This window comes from Sulfitobacter sp. 1A12157 (genome assembly GCF_043557345.1).
In the GTDB taxonomy this organism is placed as follows: domain Bacteria; phylum Pseudomonadota; class Alphaproteobacteria; order Rhodobacterales; family Rhodobacteraceae; genus Sulfitobacter.
Map to the genome: position 1 here is coordinate 1 of NZ_JBIFFV010000009.1, position 22,483 is coordinate 22,483.

General features: G+C 64.8%; 24 protein-coding genes. 9 read left to right on the top strand and 15 right to left on the bottom strand.

Annotation, left to right across the window (positions count from 1 at the left end; all coding sequences use genetic code 11):
• The 3 genes from ACGYLC_RS14650 to ACGYLC_RS14660 form a co-directional block, all read left to right on the top strand.
• On the top strand, positions 1-438 hold a 438-nt coding region (locus ACGYLC_RS14650), incomplete at its 5' end, for an IS30 family transposase (RefSeq protein ID WP_394423525.1).
• A gap of 122 nt (positions 439-560) precedes the next feature.
• Positions 561-1,787 carry a glutathionylspermidine synthase family protein gene (locus ACGYLC_RS14655; RefSeq protein WP_394423527.1) on the top strand — a complete coding sequence of 409 codons (1,227 nt, stop codon included), beginning with the start codon at positions 561-563 and terminating at the stop codon, positions 1,785-1,787.
• 39 nt (positions 1,788-1,826) lie between these two features.
• Positions 1,827-2,405: a DUF1190 domain-containing protein gene (locus ACGYLC_RS14660; RefSeq protein WP_394401306.1), complete on the top strand. Its 579-nt coding sequence runs from the start codon at positions 1,827-1,829 to the stop codon at positions 2,403-2,405.
• A gap of 14 nt (positions 2,406-2,419) precedes the next feature.
• On the opposite strand, the gene ACGYLC_RS14665 is transcribed toward ACGYLC_RS14660, so the two are convergent.
• Genes ACGYLC_RS14665 through ACGYLC_RS14675 form a run of 3 tightly spaced genes read right to left on the bottom strand, consistent with a single transcriptional unit; the run spans position 2,420 to position 4,332 of the window.
• The gene (locus tag ACGYLC_RS14665; RefSeq protein ID WP_394423529.1) at positions 2,420-2,578 is read right to left on the bottom strand and encodes a peptidase M23; all 159 of its coding nucleotides are present in this window, start codon (positions 2,576-2,578) and stop codon (positions 2,420-2,422) included.
• A gap of 38 nt (positions 2,579-2,616) precedes the next feature.
• Positions 2,617-3,444 (bottom strand): 3-keto-5-aminohexanoate cleavage protein, encoded by an 828-nt coding sequence (locus tag ACGYLC_RS14670; RefSeq protein WP_394423531.1) that lies wholly within the window; start codon positions 3,442-3,444, stop codon positions 2,617-2,619.
• 24 nt (positions 3,445-3,468) lie between these two features.
• A complete protein-coding gene (locus ACGYLC_RS14675) occupies positions 3,469-4,332 on the bottom strand; it encodes a 3-hydroxyacyl-CoA dehydrogenase NAD-binding domain-containing protein (protein ID WP_394423532.1) in 864 nt (287 codons plus the stop codon).
• A gap of 87 nt (positions 4,333-4,419) precedes the next feature.
• Here ACGYLC_RS14675 and ACGYLC_RS14680 point away from each other — a divergent pair, with 87 nt between their 5' ends.
• Positions 4,420-5,145 carry an SDR family NAD(P)-dependent oxidoreductase gene (locus ACGYLC_RS14680; protein ID WP_394423534.1) on the top strand — a complete coding sequence of 242 codons (726 nt, stop codon included), beginning with the start codon at positions 4,420-4,422 and terminating at the stop codon, positions 5,143-5,145.
• On the opposite strand, the gene ACGYLC_RS14685 is transcribed toward ACGYLC_RS14680, so the two are convergent.
• The 4 genes from ACGYLC_RS14685 to ACGYLC_RS14700 form a co-directional block, all read right to left on the bottom strand.
• Positions 5,146-6,054, bottom strand: a complete 909-nt coding sequence (locus ACGYLC_RS14685; RefSeq protein WP_394423535.1) for a LysR family transcriptional regulator — start codon at positions 6,052-6,054, stop codon at positions 5,146-5,148.
• A 74-nt stretch (positions 6,055-6,128) separates the two neighbouring features.
• A complete protein-coding gene (locus ACGYLC_RS14690; protein ID WP_394423537.1) occupies positions 6,129-7,310 on the bottom strand; it encodes a LarC family nickel insertion protein in 1,182 nt (393 codons plus the stop codon).
• Positions 7,310-8,623, bottom strand: a complete 1,314-nt coding sequence (locus tag ACGYLC_RS14695) for a lactate racemase domain-containing protein (protein WP_394423538.1) — start codon at positions 8,621-8,623, stop codon at positions 7,310-7,312. Before ACGYLC_RS14695 ends, ACGYLC_RS14690 begins: the two co-directional genes overlap by 1 nt.
• 23 nt (positions 8,624-8,646) lie before the next feature.
• The gene (locus ACGYLC_RS14700; protein WP_394423540.1) at positions 8,647-10,194 is read right to left on the bottom strand and encodes a UxaA family hydrolase; all 1,548 of its coding nucleotides are present in this window, start codon (positions 10,192-10,194) and stop codon (positions 8,647-8,649) included.
• Between the two features lie 93 nt (positions 10,195-10,287).
• On the opposite strand from ACGYLC_RS14700, the gene ACGYLC_RS14705 reads away from it, so the two are divergent.
• Positions 10,288-11,064, top strand: coding sequence for a GntR family transcriptional regulator (locus ACGYLC_RS14705; protein WP_394423541.1), 777 nt, complete (start codon positions 10,288-10,290; stop codon positions 11,062-11,064).
• 1 nt (position 11,065) lies between these two features.
• On the opposite strand, the gene ACGYLC_RS14710 is transcribed toward ACGYLC_RS14705, so the two are convergent.
• From ACGYLC_RS14710 to araD, 3 genes are read right to left on the bottom strand one after another with little or no spacing between them, the layout of a single operon-like run.
• Positions 11,066-11,776, bottom strand: coding sequence for a ribonuclease activity regulator RraA (locus ACGYLC_RS14710; RefSeq protein WP_394401283.1), 711 nt, complete (start codon positions 11,774-11,776; stop codon positions 11,066-11,068).
• Positions 11,773-12,684: a dihydrodipicolinate synthase family protein gene (locus ACGYLC_RS14715; protein ID WP_394423542.1), complete on the bottom strand. Its 912-nt coding sequence runs from the start codon at positions 12,682-12,684 to the stop codon at positions 11,773-11,775. Before ACGYLC_RS14715 ends, ACGYLC_RS14710 begins: the two co-directional genes overlap by 4 nt.
• 11 nt (positions 12,685-12,695) lie before the next feature.
• On the bottom strand, positions 12,696-14,438 hold the full coding sequence (gene araD / locus ACGYLC_RS14720; protein WP_394423543.1) for an L-arabinonate dehydratase: 1,743 nt from the start codon (positions 14,436-14,438) through the stop codon (positions 12,696-12,698).
• A gap of 117 nt (positions 14,439-14,555) precedes the next feature.
• Here araD and ACGYLC_RS14725 point away from each other — a divergent pair, with 117 nt between their 5' ends.
• From ACGYLC_RS14725 to ACGYLC_RS14735, 3 genes are read left to right on the top strand one after another with little or no spacing between them, the layout of a single operon-like run.
• Positions 14,556-15,356, top strand: a complete 801-nt coding sequence (locus ACGYLC_RS14725) for an HpcH/HpaI aldolase/citrate lyase family protein (RefSeq protein ID WP_394423544.1) — start codon at positions 14,556-14,558, stop codon at positions 15,354-15,356.
• Positions 15,357-15,358: 2 nt separating this feature from the next.
• The gene (locus ACGYLC_RS14730; protein ID WP_394423546.1) at positions 15,359-16,900 is read left to right on the top strand and encodes an aldehyde dehydrogenase (NADP(+)); all 1,542 of its coding nucleotides are present in this window, start codon (positions 15,359-15,361) and stop codon (positions 16,898-16,900) included.
• A complete protein-coding gene (locus ACGYLC_RS14735; RefSeq protein ID WP_394423547.1) occupies positions 16,897-17,859 on the top strand; it encodes a 2-hydroxyacid dehydrogenase in 963 nt (320 codons plus the stop codon). The genes ACGYLC_RS14730 and ACGYLC_RS14735 overlap by 4 nt, the downstream gene beginning before the upstream one ends.
• Before the next feature lie 40 nt (positions 17,860-17,899).
• Here the strand turns inward: ACGYLC_RS14735 and ACGYLC_RS14740 are convergent, their stop codons facing one another.
• From ACGYLC_RS14740 to ACGYLC_RS14760, 5 genes are read right to left on the bottom strand one after another with little or no spacing between them, the layout of a single operon-like run.
• Complete coding sequence (locus ACGYLC_RS14740; RefSeq protein WP_271690331.1) at positions 17,900-18,214, bottom strand: NIPSNAP family protein; 315 nt, start codon at positions 18,212-18,214, stop codon at positions 17,900-17,902.
• Between the two features lie 25 nt (positions 18,215-18,239).
• Positions 18,240-18,956 (bottom strand): FadR/GntR family transcriptional regulator, encoded by a 717-nt coding sequence (locus tag ACGYLC_RS14745; RefSeq protein WP_394401263.1) that lies wholly within the window; start codon positions 18,954-18,956, stop codon positions 18,240-18,242.
• 3 nt (positions 18,957-18,959) lie between these two features.
• Complete coding sequence (gene larB / locus ACGYLC_RS14750) at positions 18,960-19,661, bottom strand: nickel pincer cofactor biosynthesis protein LarB (protein ID WP_394423548.1); 702 nt, start codon at positions 19,659-19,661, stop codon at positions 18,960-18,962.
• Entirely contained in the window at positions 19,648-20,433 is a 786-nt protein-coding gene (locus ACGYLC_RS14755) for an adenine nucleotide alpha hydrolase (RefSeq protein ID WP_394423550.1), read from the bottom strand. Before ACGYLC_RS14755 ends, larB begins: the two co-directional genes overlap by 14 nt.
• On the bottom strand, positions 20,430-21,185 hold the full coding sequence (locus tag ACGYLC_RS14760; RefSeq protein ID WP_394423551.1) for a FadR/GntR family transcriptional regulator: 756 nt from the start codon (positions 21,183-21,185) through the stop codon (positions 20,430-20,432). Before ACGYLC_RS14760 ends, ACGYLC_RS14755 begins: the two co-directional genes overlap by 4 nt.
• A 253-nt stretch (positions 21,186-21,438) precedes the next feature.
• Here ACGYLC_RS14760 and ACGYLC_RS14765 point away from each other — a divergent pair, with 253 nt between their 5' ends.
• Positions 21,439-22,398 (top strand): TAXI family TRAP transporter solute-binding subunit, encoded by a 960-nt coding sequence (locus tag ACGYLC_RS14765; RefSeq protein WP_394401253.1) that lies wholly within the window; start codon positions 21,439-21,441, stop codon positions 22,396-22,398.
• The last annotated feature ends 85 nt before the right edge of the window (positions 22,399-22,483 follow it).

Here is a 22,483-nt window from a genome sequence, read left to right on the forward strand (position 1 = left end):
GGGAAGGTAAACGTGACGTCACTGGTGGAGCGCGTCAGCCGCTATGCCGTCGTGATGCGTAATGAAGATCGCCAATCCAAACCGATCATGGAGTCCCTGATAAACGGGCTGGTTCCCCTGCCCGCCGACGCGCGCCAGTCGATCACCTTCGACCGCTGCACCGAGTTCTCGGCCTGGAAATATCTCAAGGCCGAGATCGGAGCGGATGCCTGGTTCTGTGACCCGCAAGCGCCCTATCAGAAAGGCACTGTTGAAAATACGAACAATAGGCTGCGTCGATACCTGCCAAGATCAACCGCACCGACGGCGCTGACAAATCGATATTTGAAGTCGATTTGCCACCGCCTCAACGCAACGCCGCGCAAGTGCCTTGGCTACCGGACGCCCGCTGAGGTCTTTGAAAGCAACCTGATGGAAATACAGAACCGGTTGGAGTAAAGCGACATATCAGGAACTGCACTTCAGCGTGAGTTCACATTGACGCGCCCAACCGCCGCCCCCCTCTGGCCGCTCGCCCCAAAGCCGATTAGAAGCGAGGGCGAAACCGGGGGAGCGAACCGTTGCAAAAGATTACATTGCCCGAAAGACCCGACTGGCGCGCCCATGCGCAAGAGGTCGGCTTTACCTTTGCCGATATGCACGGCGAACCCTATTGGGACGAAACCTCGGCCTATGCGTTCTCGCTCACCCAGATCGAGGATGACATCGAAGACCCTTCGACCGAGCTTCACGCCATGTGCCGCGAGGCCGTGGCCGAGATCATCGCCAGCGAAGAGCTGATGACCCGGCTTGCCATTCCAGAGGCCCACCGTGACCGCGTGGCCGAAAGCTGGCGCCGGGGCGACCCTGAGATCTATGGCCGTTTCGATCTGGCCTATGACGGCACGCGCCCGGCCAAGCTGTTGGAATATAACGCCGACACACCGACCTCGCTCTACGAAAGCGCGGCCTTTCAGTGGCAGTGGCTTGAAGACCAGTTGAAAGCGGGCGTATTGCCTGCGGGCGCGGATCAGTTCAACGGCATCCATGAGGCGCTGGTCGCCCGTTTTGGCGATGTCTTCGAGCAGGACAGCGATCTGCATTTCACCGCCGTGGCCGACAATCCCGAAGACTACGGCACCGTCGAAGCCATGGGCTGGGCCGCACGCGAGGCGGGGCTGGGCGCGCATTACTGCGATCTCGACAAGATCGGGCTGAGCGACGATGGCCATTTCCTTGACGATCAGGACCGCCGCATTGCCGTCCTGTTCAAACTCTACCCTTGGGAAGACCTGCTGCGCGACGACTACGCCGCCCATATCCAAGGCTCGGGCTGCCTGTTTCTGGAGCCTGCGTGGAAAGCGCTTTTGTCAAACAAGGGCCTTCTGCCCGTGCTATGGCAGATGTTCGAAGGCCACCCCAATCTGCTGCCCGCGTTTTTCGAGGCCGATGTCGCCGAGGCACTTGCCGGGCGCGGCCCTGCCGCCCCCGCCTGCGCCGACGCCTTTGACCGGGCGGCGGCGGAACTGGCCGAGGCGCATGTGCGCAAGCCGATCCTCTCGCGCGAGGGGGCGTCGGTCACGATCCACCAGTCCGGCAAGGTGATCGAACAGTCGCAAAACGCCCACTACGCCGAACATCCGCGCATCCTGCAGGCCTATGCCCCGCTGCCCACCTTCGACGGCTTCCGCCCGGTGATCGGCTCTTGGATCGTGGGCGAGACCTGCGCGGGCATCGGCATCCGCGAAGACCGATCGCGCATCACGCAGGATTTGTCACGCTTCAAACCGCACTACATTCTGGCATAGCCCACCGCTCCGCCGCCTCTTGGCAGAAAGACGACCATCATGACCAAACGCTCGAAACGGGTTTCCATCGCCATCGTCGGCGCCGCCGCCTTCACCCTTGCTGGCTGCGAGGAGGAAAAGGTCGACGCCGCCGCCTTCCCCGACCTGCAAAGCTGTCTTGCCGATGCCGCCCGTGGCGGGATGTACAGCGAGCAGGAATGCGAAACCGCCTTTGACGCGGCGCAAACCCTCCATGTGGAATCCGCCCCGCGCTACGACAGTCTTGAGGTCTGCGAAGAGCAGCATGGCGCTGGCGCCTGCGGCTCGGAAGAGGCGGCGACCCAAGGCGGATCGGGTGGCATATTTATGCCCCTGCTGGCGGGCTATCTGATCGGCAATATGATGAGCAACCGCGCCGGCATGGCGGCGGCACAGCCGCTTTACAAAACCTCCGATGGACGCTTCACCAACGCCGCGCGCTCCAGCACCTATTCGACCAATCGCGGCGCGGCCAAGCTCAGCACCTCGCAATTCACCCGCCCCAGCACCACCATCGGCAAAACCCCGATGACCCGCGCCACCGCCGCGTCGCGCGGCGGCTTTGGCCGGGCGGGCGGATCGCGCGGCTTTGGTGGCTGATCGGCGCTGACGCCTTACTTGCGGCGCAGCACCGCCGCGGCAAGGATCACGATCGCCAGCGACAGCATCGCCACCGCCCAAAAGGGATCGGTGCCATGGGGATGCACATGCGCGCCCTCATGCGCCGCCAACGGTGCGGCAAAGGTGGCGAAGGCAACTGTCAGTTTCTTCATCTTAATCTCCTTAATCTATGACGGCGGCCCCGAGGCCGTTAGGCCAGCCCCAGGATCTCACGCGCCTGCTGCGGGGTGGCGACGGGGCGACCGGCTTGGGCGCAAATCTCGGCCGCGCGGGTCACGAGGGCGGCATTGGAGGGGGCGAGGGTCTGTTTGTCCAGCCGGATATTATCCTCCAGCCCCGTGCGCAGATGGCCCCCCGCGGCGGCGCACCACGCGTTCAGCTCGGCCTGATGCCGCCCGATCCCGGCGGCGCACCAAGGGATATCGCCGAACAGCCGTTTGACGGTTTTGATATAGAAATCAAAAACCTCCCGATCCGCTGGCATGGCGTTTTTCACGCCCATGACGAATTGGATATAGGGCCGTGCCGGGATCTTGCCCGCCTCGGCCATCGCCTTGGCCTGTAGAATGTGGCTGAGATCAAAGACCTCGATCTCGGGCAGCACGCTATAGGTCATCATCTCGCCTGCCAGCCAATCGACAAGCTCGGGCGGGTTCTCATAGACGCGGTTGGGAAAGTTGTTCGAGCCCACCGAAAGCGAGGCCATGTCGGGCCGCAGCGGCAGCATCCCGCCCCGGTTCCGCCCCGCGCCCGAACGCCCGCCGGTAGAGAATTGCACGATCATGCCGGGGCAGTGGTCACGCAGCCCCTCTTGCAGCCGCGCAAAACGGTCGGAGTCCGCCGTGGGGGTGCCATCGGCGGTGCGCACATGGGCATGGCAGATCGTCGCCCCGGCCTCAAAGGCGGCATGGGTGCTTTCGATCTGTTCGCTGATGTCGATCGGCACCACCGGGTTGTCGGCCTTGGTCGGCAGCGATCCGGTGATGGCCACGCAGATGATGGCTGGGTTATCGGTCATGGGTGTCCTCGGCTTTCTGGAAAATCAATCGGCGCTGTCGCGGGCAAGGGCGATGACATGGCGCAGCGCGGCTTCCGCCGCCGTGCTATCGCCTTCCTCGGGCCAGTCGTAGAAACCCTTGCCGCTGCGTTTGCCAAGATGCCCCCGCTCGACCAAAGCGGTGAGGCTGGGAGAGGGATCATGCCGGTCGCAAAGGTCCGGGTAGAGGTATTCGGCGATGCTCAGATGGGTGCCCAGCCCGTTCAGGTCGCGCTGGCGGAAGGGGCCGGAAAGCGCCATGCGCACGCCGACGGACCATTGCACGATCTCGTCGATCTCCGCCGGGCTGGCAACCCCTTGGTCCACCAGATGCAGGCATTCGCGCATGATGGCATGTTGAATGCGATTGGCCACGAAACCGGGCGGCGCGTGATCCAGCCGCACGGGCCGCCGGTCCAACCCGCGCAGCAGGGTCATGACCTCGGCGCAAAGCCCCTCGGGCGCGTCCGGGCTGGCGACGACTTCGACGGCGGGGATCACATCGCCGGGGTTGAAGAAATGCGTGATCACGGCGCGTTCGGGCCGGGCCATATCCGCCGTCATCTCTTCCAACCTCAGGCCAGAGGTGTTCGACAAGATCGGCGCGCCCTCCGGCACGGCCCCCTCCAAAGCGGCAAGGACGTGGCGCTTGAGCGCGAGGTCTTCCGGCACGCATTCCAATGCGAGATCGGCCTGCCCTGCCTCCTCCAACGCGGCGCAGGCGGTCGCCCCCGGAACCGTGGCCAAAAATGCCTCCCGCGCGGCCTTGGTCGGGTCGACCGCTTGGACCGTCCAACCGTGCTGACCAAAGAGCCTGCCGATGGATTGGCCCATCGTGCCCGCCCCCACGATGATGATGCCTTTGGCCATATGATCCCCCTCCCGGATATCAGCTGTTTACTTATCACCAGTGCACGGTGATAAGTAAACAGCGAATAGAAAAAAGGATGCCGCCCCGTGACCCAAGACCTCTCTCCGCGCCATGCGCTCGTCACCGGCGGCGCGCGCAACATCGGCCTTGGCATCGCGCGCAGGCTGCGCGAGGACGGTTGGCGTGTTTTTGTGTTGGATATCGAAGAGCCCGAAGACCCCGCGCTTCGGGCGGATGCGGAGCGGGTGGATCTGACGGACATCGCGGCGACCACGGCGGCGCTCCAACAGATCCTCGCGCAAGGGCCGGTCACCTGTCTGGTCAATAACGTCGGCATCGTGAAACCCGCATCTTTCGACGCTGTCGCCCTCGACGATTTCGACCCCATCATGCATCTGAACCTGCGGCCCAGCATTCTGGCGGCGAAACTGGTCGTGCCGGGCATGCGCGCGGGGGGCGGTGGCCGGATCGTGATGAACACCAGCCGCGTGACCAAGGGCAAGATCGACCGTACGCTCTATTCCGCGACCAAGGGCGCGATCCAGTCGATGGCGCGGACTTGGGCGCTGGAACTGGCGCGTGACGGGATCACCGTGAACTGCGTCGCCCCCGGCCCCATCGCCACCACCGCCTTTTGGGAGAACAACCCCGAAGACGCGCCGGAAACCCGTGCCATCGTCGATGCGGTGCCGGTTGGCCGGATGGGAACGCCGCAAGATGTGGCGCAGGCGGTGTCCTTCTTTGCCGATCCGCGCAGCAGCTTTATCACCGGGCAGACGGTCTTTGTCTGTGGCGGCACGGCGGTCGGGTAATCAGCCCCCGGGCGCGAGGGCCGCAAGCAGCCGACGCAGGACCGGATTGCGCGCATCGCGCAGATAGGCCAGCCCGATCCGGCTTTGCACCTTGGCGTCGCGGATTGGCAGGAAGGACACGCCCGCATCCTTCATCCGCGCGGCGGAGGCGGGGACGAATGCCACCCCCAGACCCGCCGAGACGAAATTCACGATGGCGGTGAACTGCGGCGCACGATGGGCCACGCGGGGGGCGAAACCGGCATCGGCGCAGAGTTGATAGGCGCAGGCGGCAAAGCCCATGTCGGGGCCAAGGTGGCTGAAGATGAAACTCTCCTCGCGCAGCGCCGCCATGGCGACCGAAGGCACCTCGGCAAGGCGATGGTCAGGCGGCACGGCCAGCAGGATATCCTCGGTATGAACCGTGCGGGTGGCCAAATCCTCCGGCACGCCGGAAAGCGGCAGCCGCACGAAGCCCGCGTCGAGCCTGCCCGCCACGATCTCGGCGATTTGCAGGTCCATATCCAACTCCCGCAGGATCAGATCCACCTCTGCCGCGCCCGCGCGCAATTCGCGCAGGAGCCGCCCGAGAATCCCCGCGTAGGAGGCCGAGCCGACATAGGCCAATTCGATCCGCCCGCGCTGGCCGCTGCGCGCCGCTTCGGCCAGCGCTTCCACCCGGCGGGCCTGTTGCAGCAGCGCGCGGGCCTCGGGCAGCAGCGCCTTGCCGAAGTCGGTCAGCATCACCCGGCGGCGGTTGCGGTCAAAGAGAAGCTCACCGCCAAAGGCGGTTTCGAGATGTTTCAGCTGTTGCGTCAGCGCCGGTTGCGCCACGCCGAGCGCGGTTGCCGCTTGACCGAAATGCAGCGTTTCCGCGATGGCAACGAAGACCTCATATTGGCGCAGCGTGGCGGTGAGTGGCGTTTTCATGCGGCCCCCTGAACTGACGTCAGAGGGTTTTCACACGCGCGCCGGTGATAAGCAAGTTAGATCACCGACCCACCCTACCCCTCCGCCGCGCGGGCGCGGCTGCGGCGGGCGTGCAGGGTCTCGGCCTCGGCCAGATCGTCGCTTTCGACCTTGATCGTCTCATGCCCGGCCGGGCGCATCGCACGTTTGCGCCGAAGCGGGCCGCTGTCATCGTTTTCCCGGGGGAGGATCAACCGGTCGACCAAAGTGCGGCGGAGGCCGAGGGTCGAGGTCAGATCAAAGACCCGCGCCGCGACCGCCTCAGCCTCTTGCGGCTGCACCAGCAATTCCAGCCGCGTGACGGGGCGGGATTTCTTGCCCTGCCCGCTGAGCATCATGAGATCGACCACACCCACCATGGCGCGCAGCCGGTCCACCGCCGCGCCCAGTTCTTCGCCCGTCATGTCATCGATATCGCAGGCGAATTGCACAAGACTGTCCTGCGCGATGCCAGCCTTGGCGGTGTCAAAGACGCTGACCCGCAGGATATTCGGCAGCCCTTTCATCACCCGCATCCCCGCGCCCGAGCCAGTACAGCGCAGCCGCCCCGGTGGGCGGCTGGCGATGGGGCCACCGCCGGTGAGATGGGCAAGGATCGCGGCCCCCGTGGGTGTCACCCGCTCGCCCGGCACACCGTCGTCATGCCAGTCATAGCCTTGCAAGATCAGCGCCGTGGCGGGCGCGGGCACCGGCAGTTTGCCATGCGCCGTCTCGACCAGCCCGCCGCCAAGAGGCAGCGGCGCGAGCGAGACGGTCGCCCCCGCCAACGCGGCGCAGATGCTGCCCGCGGCGGTCACATCCATCAGCGCGTCCCAATCCGCGATCTCGTGAAAATGCACCCGGTCGATAGGGATGTCATGCACCTGCGCTTCGGCCTCGGCAATCCGGTGGAGGATCGCGCAGGCGGCCTCCGCCGTGCCCTCGTACAGCGGCGCGTTCTCTAGCAAGTCACGCATGGCGCGATAGGTCGTCTCGGCCCCGTGCCGCCTGCCGGCGTCGGGTGCTGTCAGCACCAGTTCAAACCGCCGCGAGGTAATGCCCGAGGCGACATGTTCGCTCAGTTCCGCATGGCCCACTTCGGCGGGGAGCACGGCGGCGACATCGGCCAAGGCGCGCTCGGCCAGATCGGGGAAGGCATGCAGCATTGCCGCGATGAACATATCCCCCGCCGCCCCGCCTACGGGGTCGAGGTGTAGATGAAGCCCCTGCCCCCGCATCAATGCCCCTCCGGCCAAGGGTTGCGCAGCAGGCCGTCGTCGAACTGCATTTCTTGCAGATCGCCCACCACCTCAAGCCCCGGACGGTCGCGCAGTTCTGGCAACAGCGCCTCGGAGGCATAAAGATACTCGAGTTTCAGCGTATTGGGGATGCGCAGCAGCCGAACCTTGGTGATACCCTCGGCCCCGCAGGTCTTGACCGCCGTCTGAATCGCGGTGCGGTCGCAGGGCATGACCATCGGGATTTTCGCTTGTTTCAAAACCTGCGAGGTGATGGCATTGGCATAGACCGCCTCGCGGTCGAAATCCTGCTCCAACCGCTGCGTGATCACATCCGCCCGGGCCGCGCCGTTGCCATTGCCGTTGCTGCGCGGTGAAAGGCCAAGCGCCACCAGCCGTGAGATATGCAGATGCACCTGCATCTTCTCGCTCGAAAAGCGATGGGTGATATTGGGGTCCATCCCGGTGCCGGAGAACTCCTTGCCGATCTCATCCACCACCAGCACGTCCAGATCGCCCGAAGCCGAAGGCGCATCCAGCGGCCCAAGCGGCAGGCGGGGCATGTTGCGCATCGCGTCTTGCAGATAGGGCGCTTCGGCCTCCAGCATCCCGTCACTGTCGAGCGCGACCACCTGCGAGAGTTCGTCATAGGCATTCTCAATCGTGCCGATGCCAAACAGCACCTTGCAGCGTGCCAGCTTCATCCGCGCCATTTTGGCCACGAAGATGCCGACGTTATCAATCCCGCGCGAATGGCAAGTCTCGGCCCCCGATTGCTTGCCCAACCCGATCGAGAGCATCTTGGCCAGCCCGCTTTCGTTCGGCGCGCGGAAAGAGGTATGCGGCTTGATCCGGTTGAACAGGATGATCCCATCGGCGGCATTGGCGTGGCGGTCCATCCTCACCGACATGCCGTTATCGAGCACGCCGATCTCATCGGTTTCCATCGAAGAGCGGATTTCGCAACCAAGGCTCTCTTCGGTCACGCCCAGTTTCGCCAGAAGCGCGGTCTGCCCCTCTGCGGTGGCGCCGCCGTGGCTGCCCATGGCGGGCACGACGAAGGGATGCGCCCCGCGCGCGCGGACCTCGGCCACGATGGCGGCCAGCAGTTCCGGCAGCTTCGCCAGCCCGCGGCTGCCTGCGGTGATCGCGATGGACATGCCCGGCTTGATCTTGCCCGCGCAATCGGCCTGCATCGCCTCTGCCACGGCGGCGCGCGGGTCGTCGATGCGGGTCGCGGCAAAGGTCTGACGGCAAAGCGCCATGCGCGGCAGCGGCGTATCCTCGACCAGTTTTACATAGTTCGGTTTCATCTGCGCTGTCCCCTTCGACATCGTTACCCCGTGACCCCAATCGGCCAAGGCGCGAATTCCTCTTCGCCCACGCCGAGCGCTTCGGATTTGCTCGGCTCCCCCGAGGCGATGGCGAGGATGCGCTCGAAGATCGCTTGGCCCAGTTCTTCTAGACTCTGCTCGCCGTCGATCACGGTGCCGCAGTTGATGTCCATGTCATCCTGCATCTTGGTGAACATCGGCGTGTTGGAGGCGAGTTTGATCGTCGGCGAGGGGTAGGAGCCAAAGCAAGACCCGCGCCCGGTGGTAAAGCAGATCAGGTTTGCACCCCCCGCGATCTGCCCGGTGGCCGAGACGGGATCGAAGCCGGGCGTATCCATGAAGACCAGCCCCTTTTGCGTCACGGGTTCGGCATAGCGGTAGACCTCCATCAGCCCCGTGCTGCCGCTTTTCTTGGCCCCGCCGAGCGATTTTTCCAGCACATTCGCCAGCCCACCCGCCTGATTGCCGGGGCTGACCACGCCGTTGATCTGCGTGTCGCGGCCCTTGGTATAGTCCAACCACCAATCCATGCGTTCGACCAGTTTGCGGCCCACCTCCTCGCTACGGGCGCGGCGGGTCAGCAGGTGTTCGACGCCAAAAATCTCGGGCGTTTCCGACAGGATCGCCGTACCGCCGTTGCGCACAAGGATATCCGCCGCCATGCCAAGGCCGGGGTTGGCCGAAAGCCCCGAAAGCCCGTCCGACCCGCCGCATTGCATCCCGATGGTGATATGTTCCGCCGAACAGGGCTCACGCTGCACGGCATTGGCCTGATCCAACATCTCGCGCACCGCCTCCTTGCCTTCGGCGATGGCGCGGGCCGTGCCGCCGACATGCTGCATGGTAACGCAGCGCAGCATCTTGCCTTCGGCCAGCCCCTCCTCTTCAAAGAACTGGGCGAGGTTGTTGCGCTCGCAACCCAGCGACAAGACCACGGCGCCGGCCAGATTGGGGTGGCGGATATAGCCCGAGAGCGTGCGGCGCAGCAAGTCCATCGGCTCACCCGTGAGCTCCATCCCGCAACCGGATTCGTGGATAAAGGGGATCACCCCGTCGACATTCTCCCATGCCTCCATCCGCTCTTCGTCAAAGTAATTGGCGATTTTGCGCGCCACGGTGGCCGAGCAATTCACCGTGACGAAAAGCCCGATATAGTTGCGCGTGCCCACCCGGCCATTCGCGCGGCGGATGCCCATGAACTGGGCGCGCTCTTGCGGTGGCAGCAACTCGGTGGGGGTGTAATCGCGGGCAAAGGCATAGTCTTTGTCGACCGCGTCGAACTTGATGTTATGGCTGTGCAACCAGTCGCCTGCGGCGATCTCTTCTGCCGCATAGCCGATCACCGTGTCGAATTTCAGGATCGGTGCGCCGCGCTGGATCGGGCGGATCGCGATCTTGTGACCTTGGGGCGTATCGTGGTTGGCACGCGACCCGTCTTGCGGCAATACCGCGCCACGGGGAACCGCCGCGGTTGCCACGACCACGTTATCCGTCGGTGACAGCAACATCACCTTTGCGTCTCTGTCCTCTTGCATGGTCTGGCTGTCCATCGGATGCTCCCCCTCCCTTGGGTGTCGAAAAAACCGCTTCGGTAAGATGTCATTAACTGATATATTAGATTTAACAGCTATGGAAGAGCCCGCATGACCTCATCGAAGAAACCCGCCGCGCAGAGCGCACAGACCCTTGCCAAAAGCATCCTTGGCGGTGGGGCCGACTTGGGACTGTTCGAGGGCGGGCCGACGGGGCGCGGGGTCTACGCCACGCTGCGCGATCAGATCGTGAGGCTCGACCTGCCGCCCGGCACGCCGCTTTTGCGCGCCGAACTGGCCGAAACCCATGGCGTCAGCCTGACGCCGCTGCGCGATGCGCTGCAACAGCTGGCGAAAGAGGGGCTGGTCAAGATCTACCCACAATCGCGCACGTTGGTCACGCCGATCGACATGTCGGCGATCCGAGAGGCGCAGTTCATGCGCATCGCGCTTGAGACCGAAGTCGTGCGCCGTTTGGCCGCCGAAATCGCGCCCGAGGCCCTGACCCGACTGCGCAGCATCGTCGCTTTGCAAAGCAGCATTTCGGACCAGCCCGGCGATGTGCCGACCTTTCAGGAGTTGGACGAAGTGTTTCACCAGACCCTCTTCGTGGCGGCGGGCCATGTGCAAAGCCAGCGCATCATGCGCAGCCATGCAGGCCATCTGGAACGCCTGCGCCGCCTGCATCTGGACGACATTGACGAGGCGGGGCACATTCTGAATAACAAGGACGTGATCGGCGGGCACAGTCGCATCCTCGACGGGATCGAAGCGGGCGATGCGCCTGCGGCGATGGAGGCGCTGCGCGTGCACCTGCAACGCACCGTCGACCGGATGACCGAGAAACGGGCGGCTTTCCCGGAGTATTTCACCCCGGAAAAGCCCTGACTCAGCGGTTGTTGGCCTTGCGCCACGCGTCGAACTTATCGAGGTTCTCTTGCTGGGTGCCGGGGTAGAGCCCGATGATCCCCGCGCCGTCCTTGACCTGCTCGATCACGAAATCCTCATAGGCGGTCATCTCGACGGCCTCTTCGGCCACCTCTTTGGCGATATCCGCGGGGATGATGATCACGCAGTCGTCGTCGCCCACCACGATATCTCCGGGAAAGACCGGGGCATCGCCGCAGCCCACGGGGCAGTTGATCTCGATCGCCTCATGCAGCGTCAGGTTTGTGGGGCTGGAGGGGCGCGCGTGATAGGCGGGGATTTCCAGAGCGCCGATGGTCGCCGCATCGCGCAAACCGCCATCAGTCACCACGCCCGCCGCGCCGCGCATCATCAGCCGGGTGATCAGGATGTCACCGGCGCTGGCGGCGCGGGCATCCTTGCGGCTGTCCATCACCAACACATGGCCCTCGGGGCAGGTCTCGATCGCGACGCGCTGCGGATGCTCGGGGTTGCGGAATTCGACCAGTTGGTTGCGGTCTTCGCGGGCGGGCATATAGCGCAGGGTAAAGGCGGGGCCGACCATGTTGCGCCCCTTCGCGGCCACCGGGCCGACGCCCTGTACCACCTGATTGCGCAGCCCGCGTTTGTACAGCGCCGTCGCCAGTGTCGCGACCGAGACCGCTTGCAGTTTCTCGCGTAGTTCGGGGCTCATGCGGCCTCTCCCTTCAGTTGGTTGTCTTTCACGAATTGATCCAGCACCGCCTGCTGTTTCTCCGTCAATGGCCATGCGGAAGGCGGGCGCGTGGGGCCGCAATCCTGTCCGATGGCCATGAGGGCGGCTTTGACGCCGGTGACATTGGTGCCATTTTGCTCTTCCGCGCGGATGTCCTCAAAGGCGCGCATCCCCGCGATGAGACGGTTCGCTTCGCCGTAGTCGCCCGCGTCGAGTGCCGCGTGGATGGCGACCGACCGCTCGGGCCAGACGTTGATAAGACCCGAGGTGAAGCCCCGCGCCCCCACGGCATAGAGCGGCGGCGCCCAGACCTCGGCCAGACCGCCGACCCAGACGATGTCTTTCGGCGCAGCTTCAATCGCGCGGGCAAGGTTCAAGGGGTTCGGCGTGGCCCATTTGACGCCCTTCACCCCCTCGACTTCGCACAGACGCGCGATGCCCTCGGGCCCCATCGCATCATTGCGCAGGTACAGCATCACCGGCAGCCCGCCCGAGGCATCCCGCACCGCGCGCACATAATCGACCGTGCCACGCGGCGAGACGAAGGGATCGGGCGGTTGGTGGATCATCAGCGCATCCGCCCCCGCCTCGGCGCTTGCCTTGGCCAGCGCGCAGGCATCGCGAATGCCGCGCCCGACACCCGCAAGCAAGGGCGCGCGCCCGTCGACCATCTGCGCCACCTCGCGCACCATGGTGCAGGCCTCATCATTGGTCAGCGCGTAATATTCGCCGGTATTGCCGTTCACCACCGGGATATGCACCCCGGCAGCGAGGGCGCGGTCAATGATCGGCGCCAGCTTGCCCGGCGCGATCTCTCCAGCCTCGTCATAGGGCGTCACGAGGATGCCCGAGATGCCAGTGAGCGCTTTGGATAGATTATGTGTCATTGCCCGCCCTCTCAAAAAATATCCGGTTCACCCGCCGCTTGGCCAAAGGCCGCGGTGAGATAGTCAAAGTCGCAACCCTGATTGGCCTGCCCCACATGGCGCTGGAACATGTAGCCCCAGCCCCGCTCGAACCGCGGCTCGGGCGCCTGCCACGCGGCGCGGCGGGCGGCGAGTTCGTCCTCATCCACCAGCATGTCGAGGGTCCGCGCCTCAAGATCCATCCGCACGATGTCGCCCGTCTTCAGCAACGCCAGCGGCCCGCCCACGAAAGATTCAGGTGCGACATGAAGGATGCAAGCGCCGTAAGAGGTGCCCGACATCCGCGCATCCGAGATCCGCAACATGTCGCGGTGCCCCTGTTTCAGCAGCGCCTTGGGCATCGGCAGCATCCCCCATTCCGGCATCCCCGGCCCGCCCTGCGGACCTGCGTTGCGCAGCACCAGCACATGGTCGGGCGTCACATCGAGGTTTTCGTCGTCGATGGCGGCCTTCATCTCGGGGTAGCTGTCAAAGACCAGCGCCGGGCCTTCGTGGTGGTGAAACTTCGGATCGCAGGCCGCCGGTTTGATCACCGCGCCATTGGGGCAAAGGTTGCCCTTGAGCACGGCAAGCGAGCCTTCCTTATAGACCGGGTTCGACAGGGGCCGGATCACGTCGTTATTATAGACAGGCGCATTCGCGATCCCCTCCTCCAGCGGTTTGCCGGTGCAGGTGATGGCCGACCGGTCGAGCTTGTCGCCCAACTGGTCCATCAGCGCCCGCAGCCCGCCCGCGAAATAGAAATCCTCCATCAGATATTCGCTGCTGCCCAAGGGGCGGATATTGGCGATCAGCGGCGTGCTGCGGCCCAGAGCGTCGAGATCGCTCAACTCCAGCGCCACCCCGGCGCGGCGTGCCATTGCAAGCAGGTGCACCACCGCATTGGTCGAACAGCCCGTCGCCATCGCCACGGTCGCCGCGTTCTGCACGGCGGCGGGGGTGATGATCTTGTCCGGCGTCAGGTCTTCCCAAACCATATCGACGATGCGCCGCCCACAAGAGGCGCTCATCCGTTTGTGCCCCGCATCCGCAGCGGGAATCGAGGTCGCCCCCGGCAGGGTCAGCCCCATCGCCTCGGCAATCGCGGTCATGGTGGAGGCGGTGCCCATCGTCATGCAATGGCCGTAGGACCGCGCGATGCCGCCTTCGACGCCGACCCATTCCTCGGCCGAGATCGTGCCCGCGCGGCGCTCGTCCCAGAACTTCCAGGCGTCCGAGCCAGAGCCAAGCGCCCGGCCCGCGTAATTGCCGCGCAGCATCGGGCCTGCGGGCAAGAAGATGAACGGCACGCCCGCGCTGATCGCGCCCATGGTCAGCCCCGGCGTGGATTTGTCACAGCCGCCCATGAGGACTACTCCGTCAAGCGGATGCGAGCGGATCGTCTCTTCGGTCTCCATCGCGATCATATTGCGGTAGAGCATCGAAGTCGGCTTGGTGAAACTCTCGTCGATCGAGATCGTCGGGATCTCAAGCCCCAGCCCCCCGGCCTGCGCGATTCCCTTCTTCACGTCCTCCGCGCGGTCGCGGAAATGAAGGTGGCAGGGGTTCATCTCGGACCAAGTGTTCAGGATGCCGATCACCGGGCGGCCCTCCCAATCCTCGGGGCCGAGCCCCATCTGCATCATACGCGACCGATGGCCAAAGCTGCGCAGATCGTCGGGGGCGAACCAGCGCGCGCTGCGCAGCTGATCGGCGGTTTTCTTGGTCTCGGTCATGGATTCCTCGCCAGCTAAAACATCATCGCAAAAAGGTTGGAAAACACATCTTGCCCGAACTGATATATTACCGTATCACCCCAATTGTCGATACCATTTGAGGGAGGAGCCGCGAAAATGTCGGGAAAACCACTGAAACACACGCTCCACCCCGGCAGCCGCCTGTCGGGCTTTTGGCTCTCGCTCTGCTCTCCCACAGTGACAGAGATTGCGGCAGGCAGCGGCATCGACTGGCTGCTGCTCGATATGGAGCATGCGCCCAACGACCTGAGCCAAATCACCGACCATCTGCGCGCGGCAGGCAGCGCCAATCCCGATGCGCAGATGATCGTGCGCATGCCATCCTCGGACCAGACGATGACCAAGCGGCTGCTGGATATCGGCGTGCGCAACCTGATGTTTCCGATGATCCAGACGGCCGAGGCCGCACGCCAAGCCGTATCATGGACCCGTTACCCGCCCGAAGGGCTGCGCGGCATCTCGGCCACGATCCGCGCCAATGACTACGCGCGGCAAACCGATTACCTGAGCACCTATGCAGAGGCGCAATGCGTGATCGTGCAGGTCGAAACCTCCGAAGCGGTGGCCGAAATCCCCGCCATCGCCGCCGTGCCGGGGGTCGATGCGATCTTTATCGGACCGGGGGATCTCTCCTCCGCGATGGGCCATACCGGCAACCCGATGCACCCCGATGTCCAAGAGAAAATCCGCGAAGCGGTCGCGGCGATCCATGCCGCCGGGCTGCCTGCGGGCATCCTCGGCTATGGTGCCGATCTTGCGCAACGGTATTTCGACGAGGGTATCGAATTCGTCGCCATCGCGGGCGACGCTTGGCTGCTCACGCGGCAGATGGATGCGCTGGTGCAGACCATGGCGCAGCCCTCCCCCACTTTGACACAGCAAACCCATAAGGATTGATCATGACCGCGGACAGCAAGAGATTTCACCCCCACGGCAAACATCTGATCGCCGGCGAATGGGTCGGCGGCGGAGAGACCTTCGCCAATTCCCCCGCCACCGGCGACAGCGACCAATTCCAAAGCGGCACCCCGGCGCATGTGGACCGCGCCTGCCGGGCGGCGGCGGAGGCCTTTTGGTCCTACGCCTATGCCAGCCGCGAGACCCGCGCCGCCTTCCTCGACACCATCGCGGATGAGATGGAGGCCCGGGCCGAGACCATCACCGAGATCGGCACCCGCGAATCCGGCCTGCCCGAAGCCCGCCTTCAGGGCGAGCGGGGGCGGACAACCGGGCAGTTGCGCCTCTTTGCCGATCATATCCGCGAAGGCGCGCATCTGGACCGCCGCGTTGACGGCGCCCTGCCCGAGCGCCAGCCGATGCCGCGCCCCGATATCCGCATGATCCAGCGCCCCATCGGGCCGGTCGCGGTCTTTGGCGCGTCGAACTTCCCGCTGGCCTTCTCCACCGCGGGCGGCGACACCGCCGCGGCGCTGGCGGCGGGCTGCCCGGTCGTGGTCAAGGGCCACTCCGCCCACCCCGGCACGGGTGAGATCGTCGCCGAAGCGATCCACGCGGCGATCCAGAAATGCGACATCCACCCCGGCGTCTTCTCTCTGATCCACGCCAACAGCCGCGAGGTGGGCCAGACGCTGGTGCAGCACCCGCTCATTAAGGCCGTGGGCTTTACCGGATCGCTCGGCGGGGGGCGCGCGCTCTTTGATCTTTGCGCCCAACGCCCCGAACCAATCCCCTTCTTTGGCGAGTTGGGGTCGGTGAACCCGATGTTCGTTCTGGCCGAGGCTGCCCGCAACCGCGGCGCTGAGATTGGCGCGGGCTGGGCCGGGTCGCTGACCATGGGCGCGGGGCAGTTCTGCACCAACCCCGGCATCGCAATCGTGGCCAAGGGGGCCGAAGGCGACGCATTCGTCGCCGCCGCGAAAGAGGCGCTTGAGCAGGTCGGCCCGCAGGTCATGCTGACCGATGGCATCGCCCAAGCCTACCGTGACGGCAAGGAACGTTTCACCGGGCGCAACGCCGTCCGCGCGCTGGTCAGCAATGACAGCGAAGGCCGGGTCGCCCAGCCGAACCTGTTTGAAACCGACGCCGATACCTACCTGCAAGACCACGCCCTTGGGGAAGAGGTTTTCGGCCCCTTGGGTCTGGTGCTGCGGGTGTCCTCGGGCGATGAGATGCAAGAGCTTGCCAAGGGGTTCGAGGGGCAATTGACCGCGACACTCCAGATGGACGAGGGCGACACCGACGCCGCCAAGGCGCTGATGCCGATCCTTGAGCGGAAAGCGGGCCGGGTACTTGTGAACGGTTTCCCCACCGGGGTCGAGGTTTGTGACGCCATGGTGCATGGCGGCCCCTACCCGGCATCCACCAACTTTGGCGCGACCTCCGTCGGCACCATGGCGATCCGCCGCTTCCTGCGGCCCGTGTCCTACCAGAACCTGCCCGAGGCGCTATTGCCCGAAGACCTGCGCGGAGCCTCGGCATGAGCTGCGCATTGATCGGCCCCGTCGCCGTGCTCGACGCGATGCCACAGGACATGCAAGACAAGGTGCGCGGCTATGCTGAAGGGCTCGACCTGCGCTTTGCGGCCTCCTTCTCGGAAGCGGACTTTGCCAAAGCGGTGAAGGGGGCGGCCTATATCGTCCCCCGCGGGCGGGGGCTTCCGGCTGAGGTCTTGCGGGGGGCCGATAGCGTGCGCCTCGTCCATCAATGGGGCACGGGGTACGATAAGATCCCCTTGGATGTCGCGCGCGAGATGGGTGTTCCGGTCGCGCGCAGCCCCGGGGTCAACGCGCCTACCATCGCCGATCTGACCATCGGCATGATGATCGCGGCGCTGCGCCGCATCCCGCTGCACTACAACAACACCCGCGCGGGCAAATGGATCGTGCCCGAGATCGTCCCCGGGGCGCGGGATCTCAGCAGTCAGAAGGTCGGGCTGATCGGCTTTGGTGCCATCGGGCAGCTTGTCGCGAAACGGCTGACGGGCTTTGACTGCGAGGTGCTCTACTACCGCCGCTCGGGGGAAGCTGAAGGCACCAGCGCACGCTATGCCGAACGCGATGAGATCCTTGAGACCTGCGATATCGTCAGCCTGCACATGCCGCTGACCGATGCGTCACACCACACCATCGGCGCGGAGGAACTGGCGCGGATGAAATCGGATGCCCTTTTGGTCAACACCGGGCGCGGCGGGCTGATCGACGAGGCGGCCCTGATCGACACGCTGACCCACAAACGCATCGCCGGGGCGGCATTGGATGTCTTTACCCAAGAACCAGTAGAGTCGGACAACCCCCTTCTACGCCTCGATAACGTCCTGCCCCTGCCCCATATCGGCGGCCATAGCGAGGACAACCTCAAGCGCATGGTCAGCCATTGGGCGGGCAACATCCGCGCCTTCCACGAAGGGCGCGGCATCGACGAGGCCTGCCTCGTGACCTGAAGGCAGCGCCCCGGCCTGACCCCTCAGGCCGGGGCGCTGCTCAACCCTCAAGCGGCACGGGCATCAGGATCTTGTTGGTCTGGCTCACCAAATACCCAGCCTCGGCGCTTTTCTTGAGATAGGCCTGCCACTCAGGGTCCGCTGCCATCTGCGCCCGACGGGCGGCACGGTCGGCGGCGTCCTTATAGGCCCAGATATGCACGAAGGAATTCACGTCGCCCGTTTCGACCTGCGCATAGATCACCGGCTCGCCCAGAATGCGGCGCTGCGCCGGGAAGCCGAATTCGGCATAGAGCGCGAGGTGTTTCTTGATCGTGCCGGGGCGGCAACAATAGGTCCGGTGGTCGTAGATCATGGGGTGGTCTTTCTGCTTGCTTGGGTCATGCGATACCGGCGTGGTCGGTGATCCGGGCCCGCGCCTGCAAAAGGTGATAGGCCATCGACACGCCCGCGACTTCGCTGTCGCCCGCGCGGATCGCTTCGAGGATTTGGCGGTGTTCGCTGATCACCACGTCGATCCGCGCTTGGGAGCCTTGGCGCGTCAGTTTTTGCGCCACGTCGATCCCCTGCTCGATCGACTCCCGCGCACAGTCGAGCATCTGCACGAAAACCTCATTGCCTGACGCCGCCGCGATGGCGCGGTGGAACTGGTAATCGGCGTCAAAGGACGGGTCGCGCGCCTGCATGGATGCCTCCAGCGTCTGCAAGGCTGCCTCAATCCGGGCGATATCCTTGGGGCTGGCGCGCTGCGCGGCCATGTGGGCGGTGGCCTTTTCGATCGTGATCCGCGCCTCCATCGCGCGCATCAGCCCGGCGACGGATCCCGCCGTGGCATATTCGATCAGCTTTTCCGAAGGCCGGCGCCGCACGAAAGTGCCCACGCCGCGCCGCGCCTCAACGAGACCATCCTCTTGCAGCTTGCGCAGCGCCTCACGCACCACGGGGCGCGACACGCCAAAGGCGGTGGCGATCTGGTTTTCCGAAGGCAGCTTTTCTCCCTGCACCAGCTTGTTGGACACGATTTGCTCAAGAACCTGCCCGTAAAGCTGGTCGGCCAAAGTCTGGCGTTTCTTGATCTTTAACTTCGGTGCTGTCACCGGCTACCCTCCCGCCGCGGCGCGGCGCATCATGTTGGCCAGCCGCAACGCCGATGTTGCAGCCCCATAGCCGTTGTCGATGTTCACCACCGTCACCCCCGGCGCGCAGCTGGCGAGTATCGAATCGAGCGCGACCCTCCCGCCGCGGGCCACACCATAGCCGACGGAGGTTGGCACACCAATGACCACCCCCGGCACCAGCCCGGCCACGACGGAAGGTAACGCCGCGTCCATCCCGGCAAAGACGATCACCACATCCATCTCGCGCAGCAACTCTTCCCGCGCGAGCAGCCGCCACAGCCCGGCGACGCCCACGTCCGAAACCTCGGTCGCTTCCATCCCGCCATAGGCCAGCGTGCGCCGCGCCTCGGCCATGGGGGCGTAATCAGAGGTGCCCGCACTGACGAGCGCGATGCGCGGGGTGCTGGCCAAAGGCCCGATCTCTCCCAGAATGGCGGTGCGCGAGGCGGTGCAGTAATTAACCCGTTGCGCAAGATCGGCGGGCAGCGCAGCGAACTGCTCTGCCGTCAGCCGGGTCAGCAACAGCCTGCGCCCCTCTGCCGCCGCATCGCCGATGATCGCGGCGATCTGCGCCACCGACTTATGCTCGCAAAGCACGGCCTCTTCGATGCCGATACGCCCCCCGCGGCCCCGGTCAAAGGTCACGTCTGGATGCCCGTCAGGGCCGGTCTTAGTGGTGGACAAATGCACTTCCTCTTGAGTAGGCGCGCAGATTGACCGCGCGCCCGTCATCCGTGGCCCGCCGAACCTGCGCCAATATCGCTGCACGTTTCTGGGCGGAGAGGTCTTCATAGACAAGCGGATCAAGCTCCACCACCCAGCCCCCGCGCAGGCGTCGGCAGCGCAGGGTGATATTGCCCAAGACCTCCCGCAGCAGGCTCTCCACCCGGTCGATCACCGCCAGGTCCGCAGGCTCCACCCGCAGACCGGTCTCGATCCGGCTGGCCAAACAGGGGGCGGCGGGCAGTTCCGCCAGGTCCCCCAGCCCGAGCGCGCGGGCCAAGGTGCGCACATCTGCTTTGGACATCTGCGCCTCGACGAAAGGGTGCAACACGCCATGTTCCGCCGCCGCTTGCAGCCCGGGCCGATAGTCCGTCAGGTCATCGGTATTGGTGCCCGCCGCGACCAGCGGCCCCATGCCCGCCAAGGTGCCATAGAGGTTCGACTTGCAGAAATAGCAGCGGTTGACCGGGTTGGCGCGATAGGCGGGATCGGCGAACTCCCCCGCGTCGACCAGCTTCAGCGCCAGGCCCCAAGTGGTGGCGAAATCCTTCACCCGCGCGGTGGCTGCCGCGGGAACGGCGGGTGAGACCGCATGGCAGAGCGTCACGCCCGCCGCCCCGCGCACCTTGGACGCGGCGGCCGAGAGCGTCAGGCTGTCGATCCCCCCGCTGAGCGCGATGGTCAGTGAGGTGGGCCGCGCGAGGGCGGCATGGAGGGCGGCAGGAACGGTCACTCCGCCAGCCCGTTCTCGGTCTTTAGCTGTGCCAAGAGCCGCCCGCTCGACATCTGGAGGTGGTCGCGCATCCGTTGGCGGGCGCGCTCTGCGTCCCCTTCGGCGATAGAGGCGGCGATGTCGTAATGCTCCTGTATCGCATCGCGGCTTTCGCCGCCGCGTTTCAGCGCCTGCAGCCGCCCGGCCAGCATCGTCTCGCGCAGGCTGGCGACAAGATAGTTGAACAGGCTGAGGTAATAGCTGTTGCCCGTCGCCTCGCACACCGCGCGGTGAAAGCCGAGGTCGGCAGCAACCCCCGCCGCGACCGCCGGGCCGCCGATCTTGTTGCTTTGATCATAGGCAGCGGCGGCACGCTTAATCTCTGCGCGGGCCTCGGGGGTGGCACGGGCGGCGGCGATGGCGGCGGCTTCGATCTCAAGCCCCATGCGCAGCTCCAGGATCTGTTCGAGCTTGCGCTGGCTTTCCATATCACGCTCAGGGATAGCAAAGCCCTGACGGGGCCGGTCGCTGGCGACAAAAGCCCCCCGGCCCTGACGGCTCGACAACATGCCTTCGGCCTTGAGGCGCGACACCGCCTCGCGGATCACCGTGCGGCTCACGTCGAAATCGCTGGCCAATGTGGTTTCGGAGGGCAGTACATCGCCCACGTTCCAGACACCGTTCACCACGTTGTGGCGCAGCACCTCGGTCACCTGATCGCTCAGCGTGGCACCATCGACAAGGGGCGCGGTCGCCTGAAGATTTGCAGCCATGATAACAACTTCCTTTCGCCGATTGGACCACCTGTATGACAAGCTGTCAATAATCAGAAGGTAGGGCCGGTCTCAGCATTACAACCAGAATACAACATTACAAGTAAGAGGAAATCCCCATAAATTTGTATTTTTAATTGACAGGCTAGAGATTCCCCCGCAGTCTGCGGATCACGGCAAGAGGATGTCAGGGGGGAGCCCGGAACCCATCCAGTAGCTGCCGACACACAGTTAAAACTCGGGAGGAGTTTCTATGTCACCGTTCTTCAAATCGATCCGCCGCACCACAGCGGCCACCATCCTTTTTGCCGTCGCAGGCGCCGCCGCCCATGCGCAGAGCTTTGTCATGGCGACCGGCCAGCAGGGCGGGTCGTGGTATCCTGTGGGCGGCGCGATCAAGGCGATTGTGGAGCGTGAGAACCCCGATATGGACATCACCGTCACCCCGGGTGCGGGCGTGTCGAATGTGGTTGGCGTGGACGCGGGCCGCTTTGGCATCGCCTTCGCCAACTCGATCTCGACCGTGGACAGCCTGTCGGGCAAAGAGCCGTTCCGCAAGGCGACGACCAATGTCTGTAACCTTGGCATTCTGTATCCGCAGTATTTCCAGATCGTCGCGCTTGAGGATTCGGGCATTAAGACAATCGCCGACATGAAGGGCAAACGCCTGACCACGCAACAGCTTGGCAACACAGGCGAATTCCTGACGCGTGAGCTTTTGTCGACCGCCGACATGACCTTCGATGACCTCGACAGCGTCGCCAACACGTCCTATTCCGACTCCGCCTCGCAGATGAAAGACGGTCAGGCCGATTTCTTCACGCTGGGGTCGTCGCTGCCCACGGGTTCGGTGATGGATCTGGCCTCTTCGCGCAAGATCCGCCTGGTCGACGTGGATGAAGAGACCTTCAAGTACTTCAAGGACAAGAACGCCGCCTTCCAGCGCCGCGAAGTCAAGGCAGGCGCCTACCCCGGTTTCGATGAGACCGTGCATGCGATCAGCTACGACACCCATATGGTCGCGCCCTGCGACTATGACGGTGAGATCGTCAAGTCAGTGCTCGCCGCCATTGCTGACAACAACGACAGCTTTGCCGCGATCAGCAAATCCATGGCGAACCTGACGGTCGAGGAAATGGCCACCGACATCGGCGTGCCCTTCCACCCCGCCGCGAAAGAGTTCTACGCAGAGCGTGGTGTCTCGGGGATGTAATTCCGCCCTGACGAGAAACGGGTCGGCCGGGGCCAAGCGCTCCGCCCGACCCACATCCCCATAGGCCCTGCCGCCCGCGCATCGC

What these genes read in the sequence shown, in the direction of transcription:
- ACGYLC_RS14660 (WP_394401306.1), top strand. Translation starts at nt 1,827, where the DNA reads ATGACCAAACGCTCGAAACGGGTTTCCATCGCCATCGTCGGCGCCGCC.
- ACGYLC_RS14665 (WP_394423529.1), bottom strand. Translation starts at nt 2,578, where the DNA reads ATGAAGAAACTGACAGTTGCCTTCGCCACCTTTGCCGCACCGTTGGCG.
- ACGYLC_RS14670 (WP_394423531.1), bottom strand. Translation starts at nt 3,444, where the DNA reads ATGACCGATAACCCAGCCATCATCTGCGTGGCCATCACCGGATCGCTG.
- ACGYLC_RS14675 (WP_394423532.1), bottom strand. Translation starts at nt 4,332, where the DNA reads ATGGCCAAAGGCATCATCATCGTGGGGGCGGGCACGATGGGCCAATCC.
- ACGYLC_RS14685 (WP_394423535.1), bottom strand. Translation starts at nt 6,054, where the DNA reads ATGAAAACGCCACTCACCGCCACGCTGCGCCAATATGAGGTCTTCGTT.
- ACGYLC_RS14690 (WP_394423537.1), bottom strand. Translation starts at nt 7,310, where the DNA reads ATGCGGGGGCAGGGGCTTCATCTACACCTCGACCCCGTAGGCGGGGCG.
- ACGYLC_RS14695 (WP_394423538.1), bottom strand. Translation starts at nt 8,623, where the DNA reads ATGAAACCGAACTATGTAAAACTGGTCGAGGATACGCCGCTGCCGCGC.
- ACGYLC_RS14700 (WP_394423540.1), bottom strand. Translation starts at nt 10,194, where the DNA reads ATGGACAGCCAGACCATGCAAGAGGACAGAGACGCAAAGGTGATGTTG.
- ACGYLC_RS14705 (WP_394423541.1), top strand. Translation starts at nt 10,288, where the DNA reads ATGACCTCATCGAAGAAACCCGCCGCGCAGAGCGCACAGACCCTTGCC.
- ACGYLC_RS14710 (WP_394401283.1), bottom strand. Translation starts at nt 11,776, where the DNA reads ATGAGCCCCGAACTACGCGAGAAACTGCAAGCGGTCTCGGTCGCGACA.
- ACGYLC_RS14715 (WP_394423542.1), bottom strand. Translation starts at nt 12,684, where the DNA reads ATGACACATAATCTATCCAAAGCGCTCACTGGCATCTCGGGCATCCTC.
- araD (WP_394423543.1), bottom strand. Translation starts at nt 14,438, where the DNA reads ATGACCGAGACCAAGAAAACCGCCGATCAGCTGCGCAGCGCGCGCTGG.
- ACGYLC_RS14725 (WP_394423544.1), top strand. Translation starts at nt 14,556, where the DNA reads ATGTCGGGAAAACCACTGAAACACACGCTCCACCCCGGCAGCCGCCTG.
- ACGYLC_RS14730 (WP_394423546.1), top strand. Translation starts at nt 15,359, where the DNA reads ATGACCGCGGACAGCAAGAGATTTCACCCCCACGGCAAACATCTGATC.
- ACGYLC_RS14735 (WP_394423547.1), top strand. Translation starts at nt 16,897, where the DNA reads ATGAGCTGCGCATTGATCGGCCCCGTCGCCGTGCTCGACGCGATGCCA.
- ACGYLC_RS14740 (WP_271690331.1), bottom strand. Translation starts at nt 18,214, where the DNA reads ATGATCTACGACCACCGGACCTATTGTTGCCGCCCCGGCACGATCAAG.
- ACGYLC_RS14760 (WP_394423551.1), bottom strand. Translation starts at nt 21,185, where the DNA reads ATGGCTGCAAATCTTCAGGCGACCGCGCCCCTTGTCGATGGTGCCACG.
- ACGYLC_RS14765 (WP_394401253.1), top strand. Translation starts at nt 21,439, where the DNA reads ATGTCACCGTTCTTCAAATCGATCCGCCGCACCACAGCGGCCACCATC.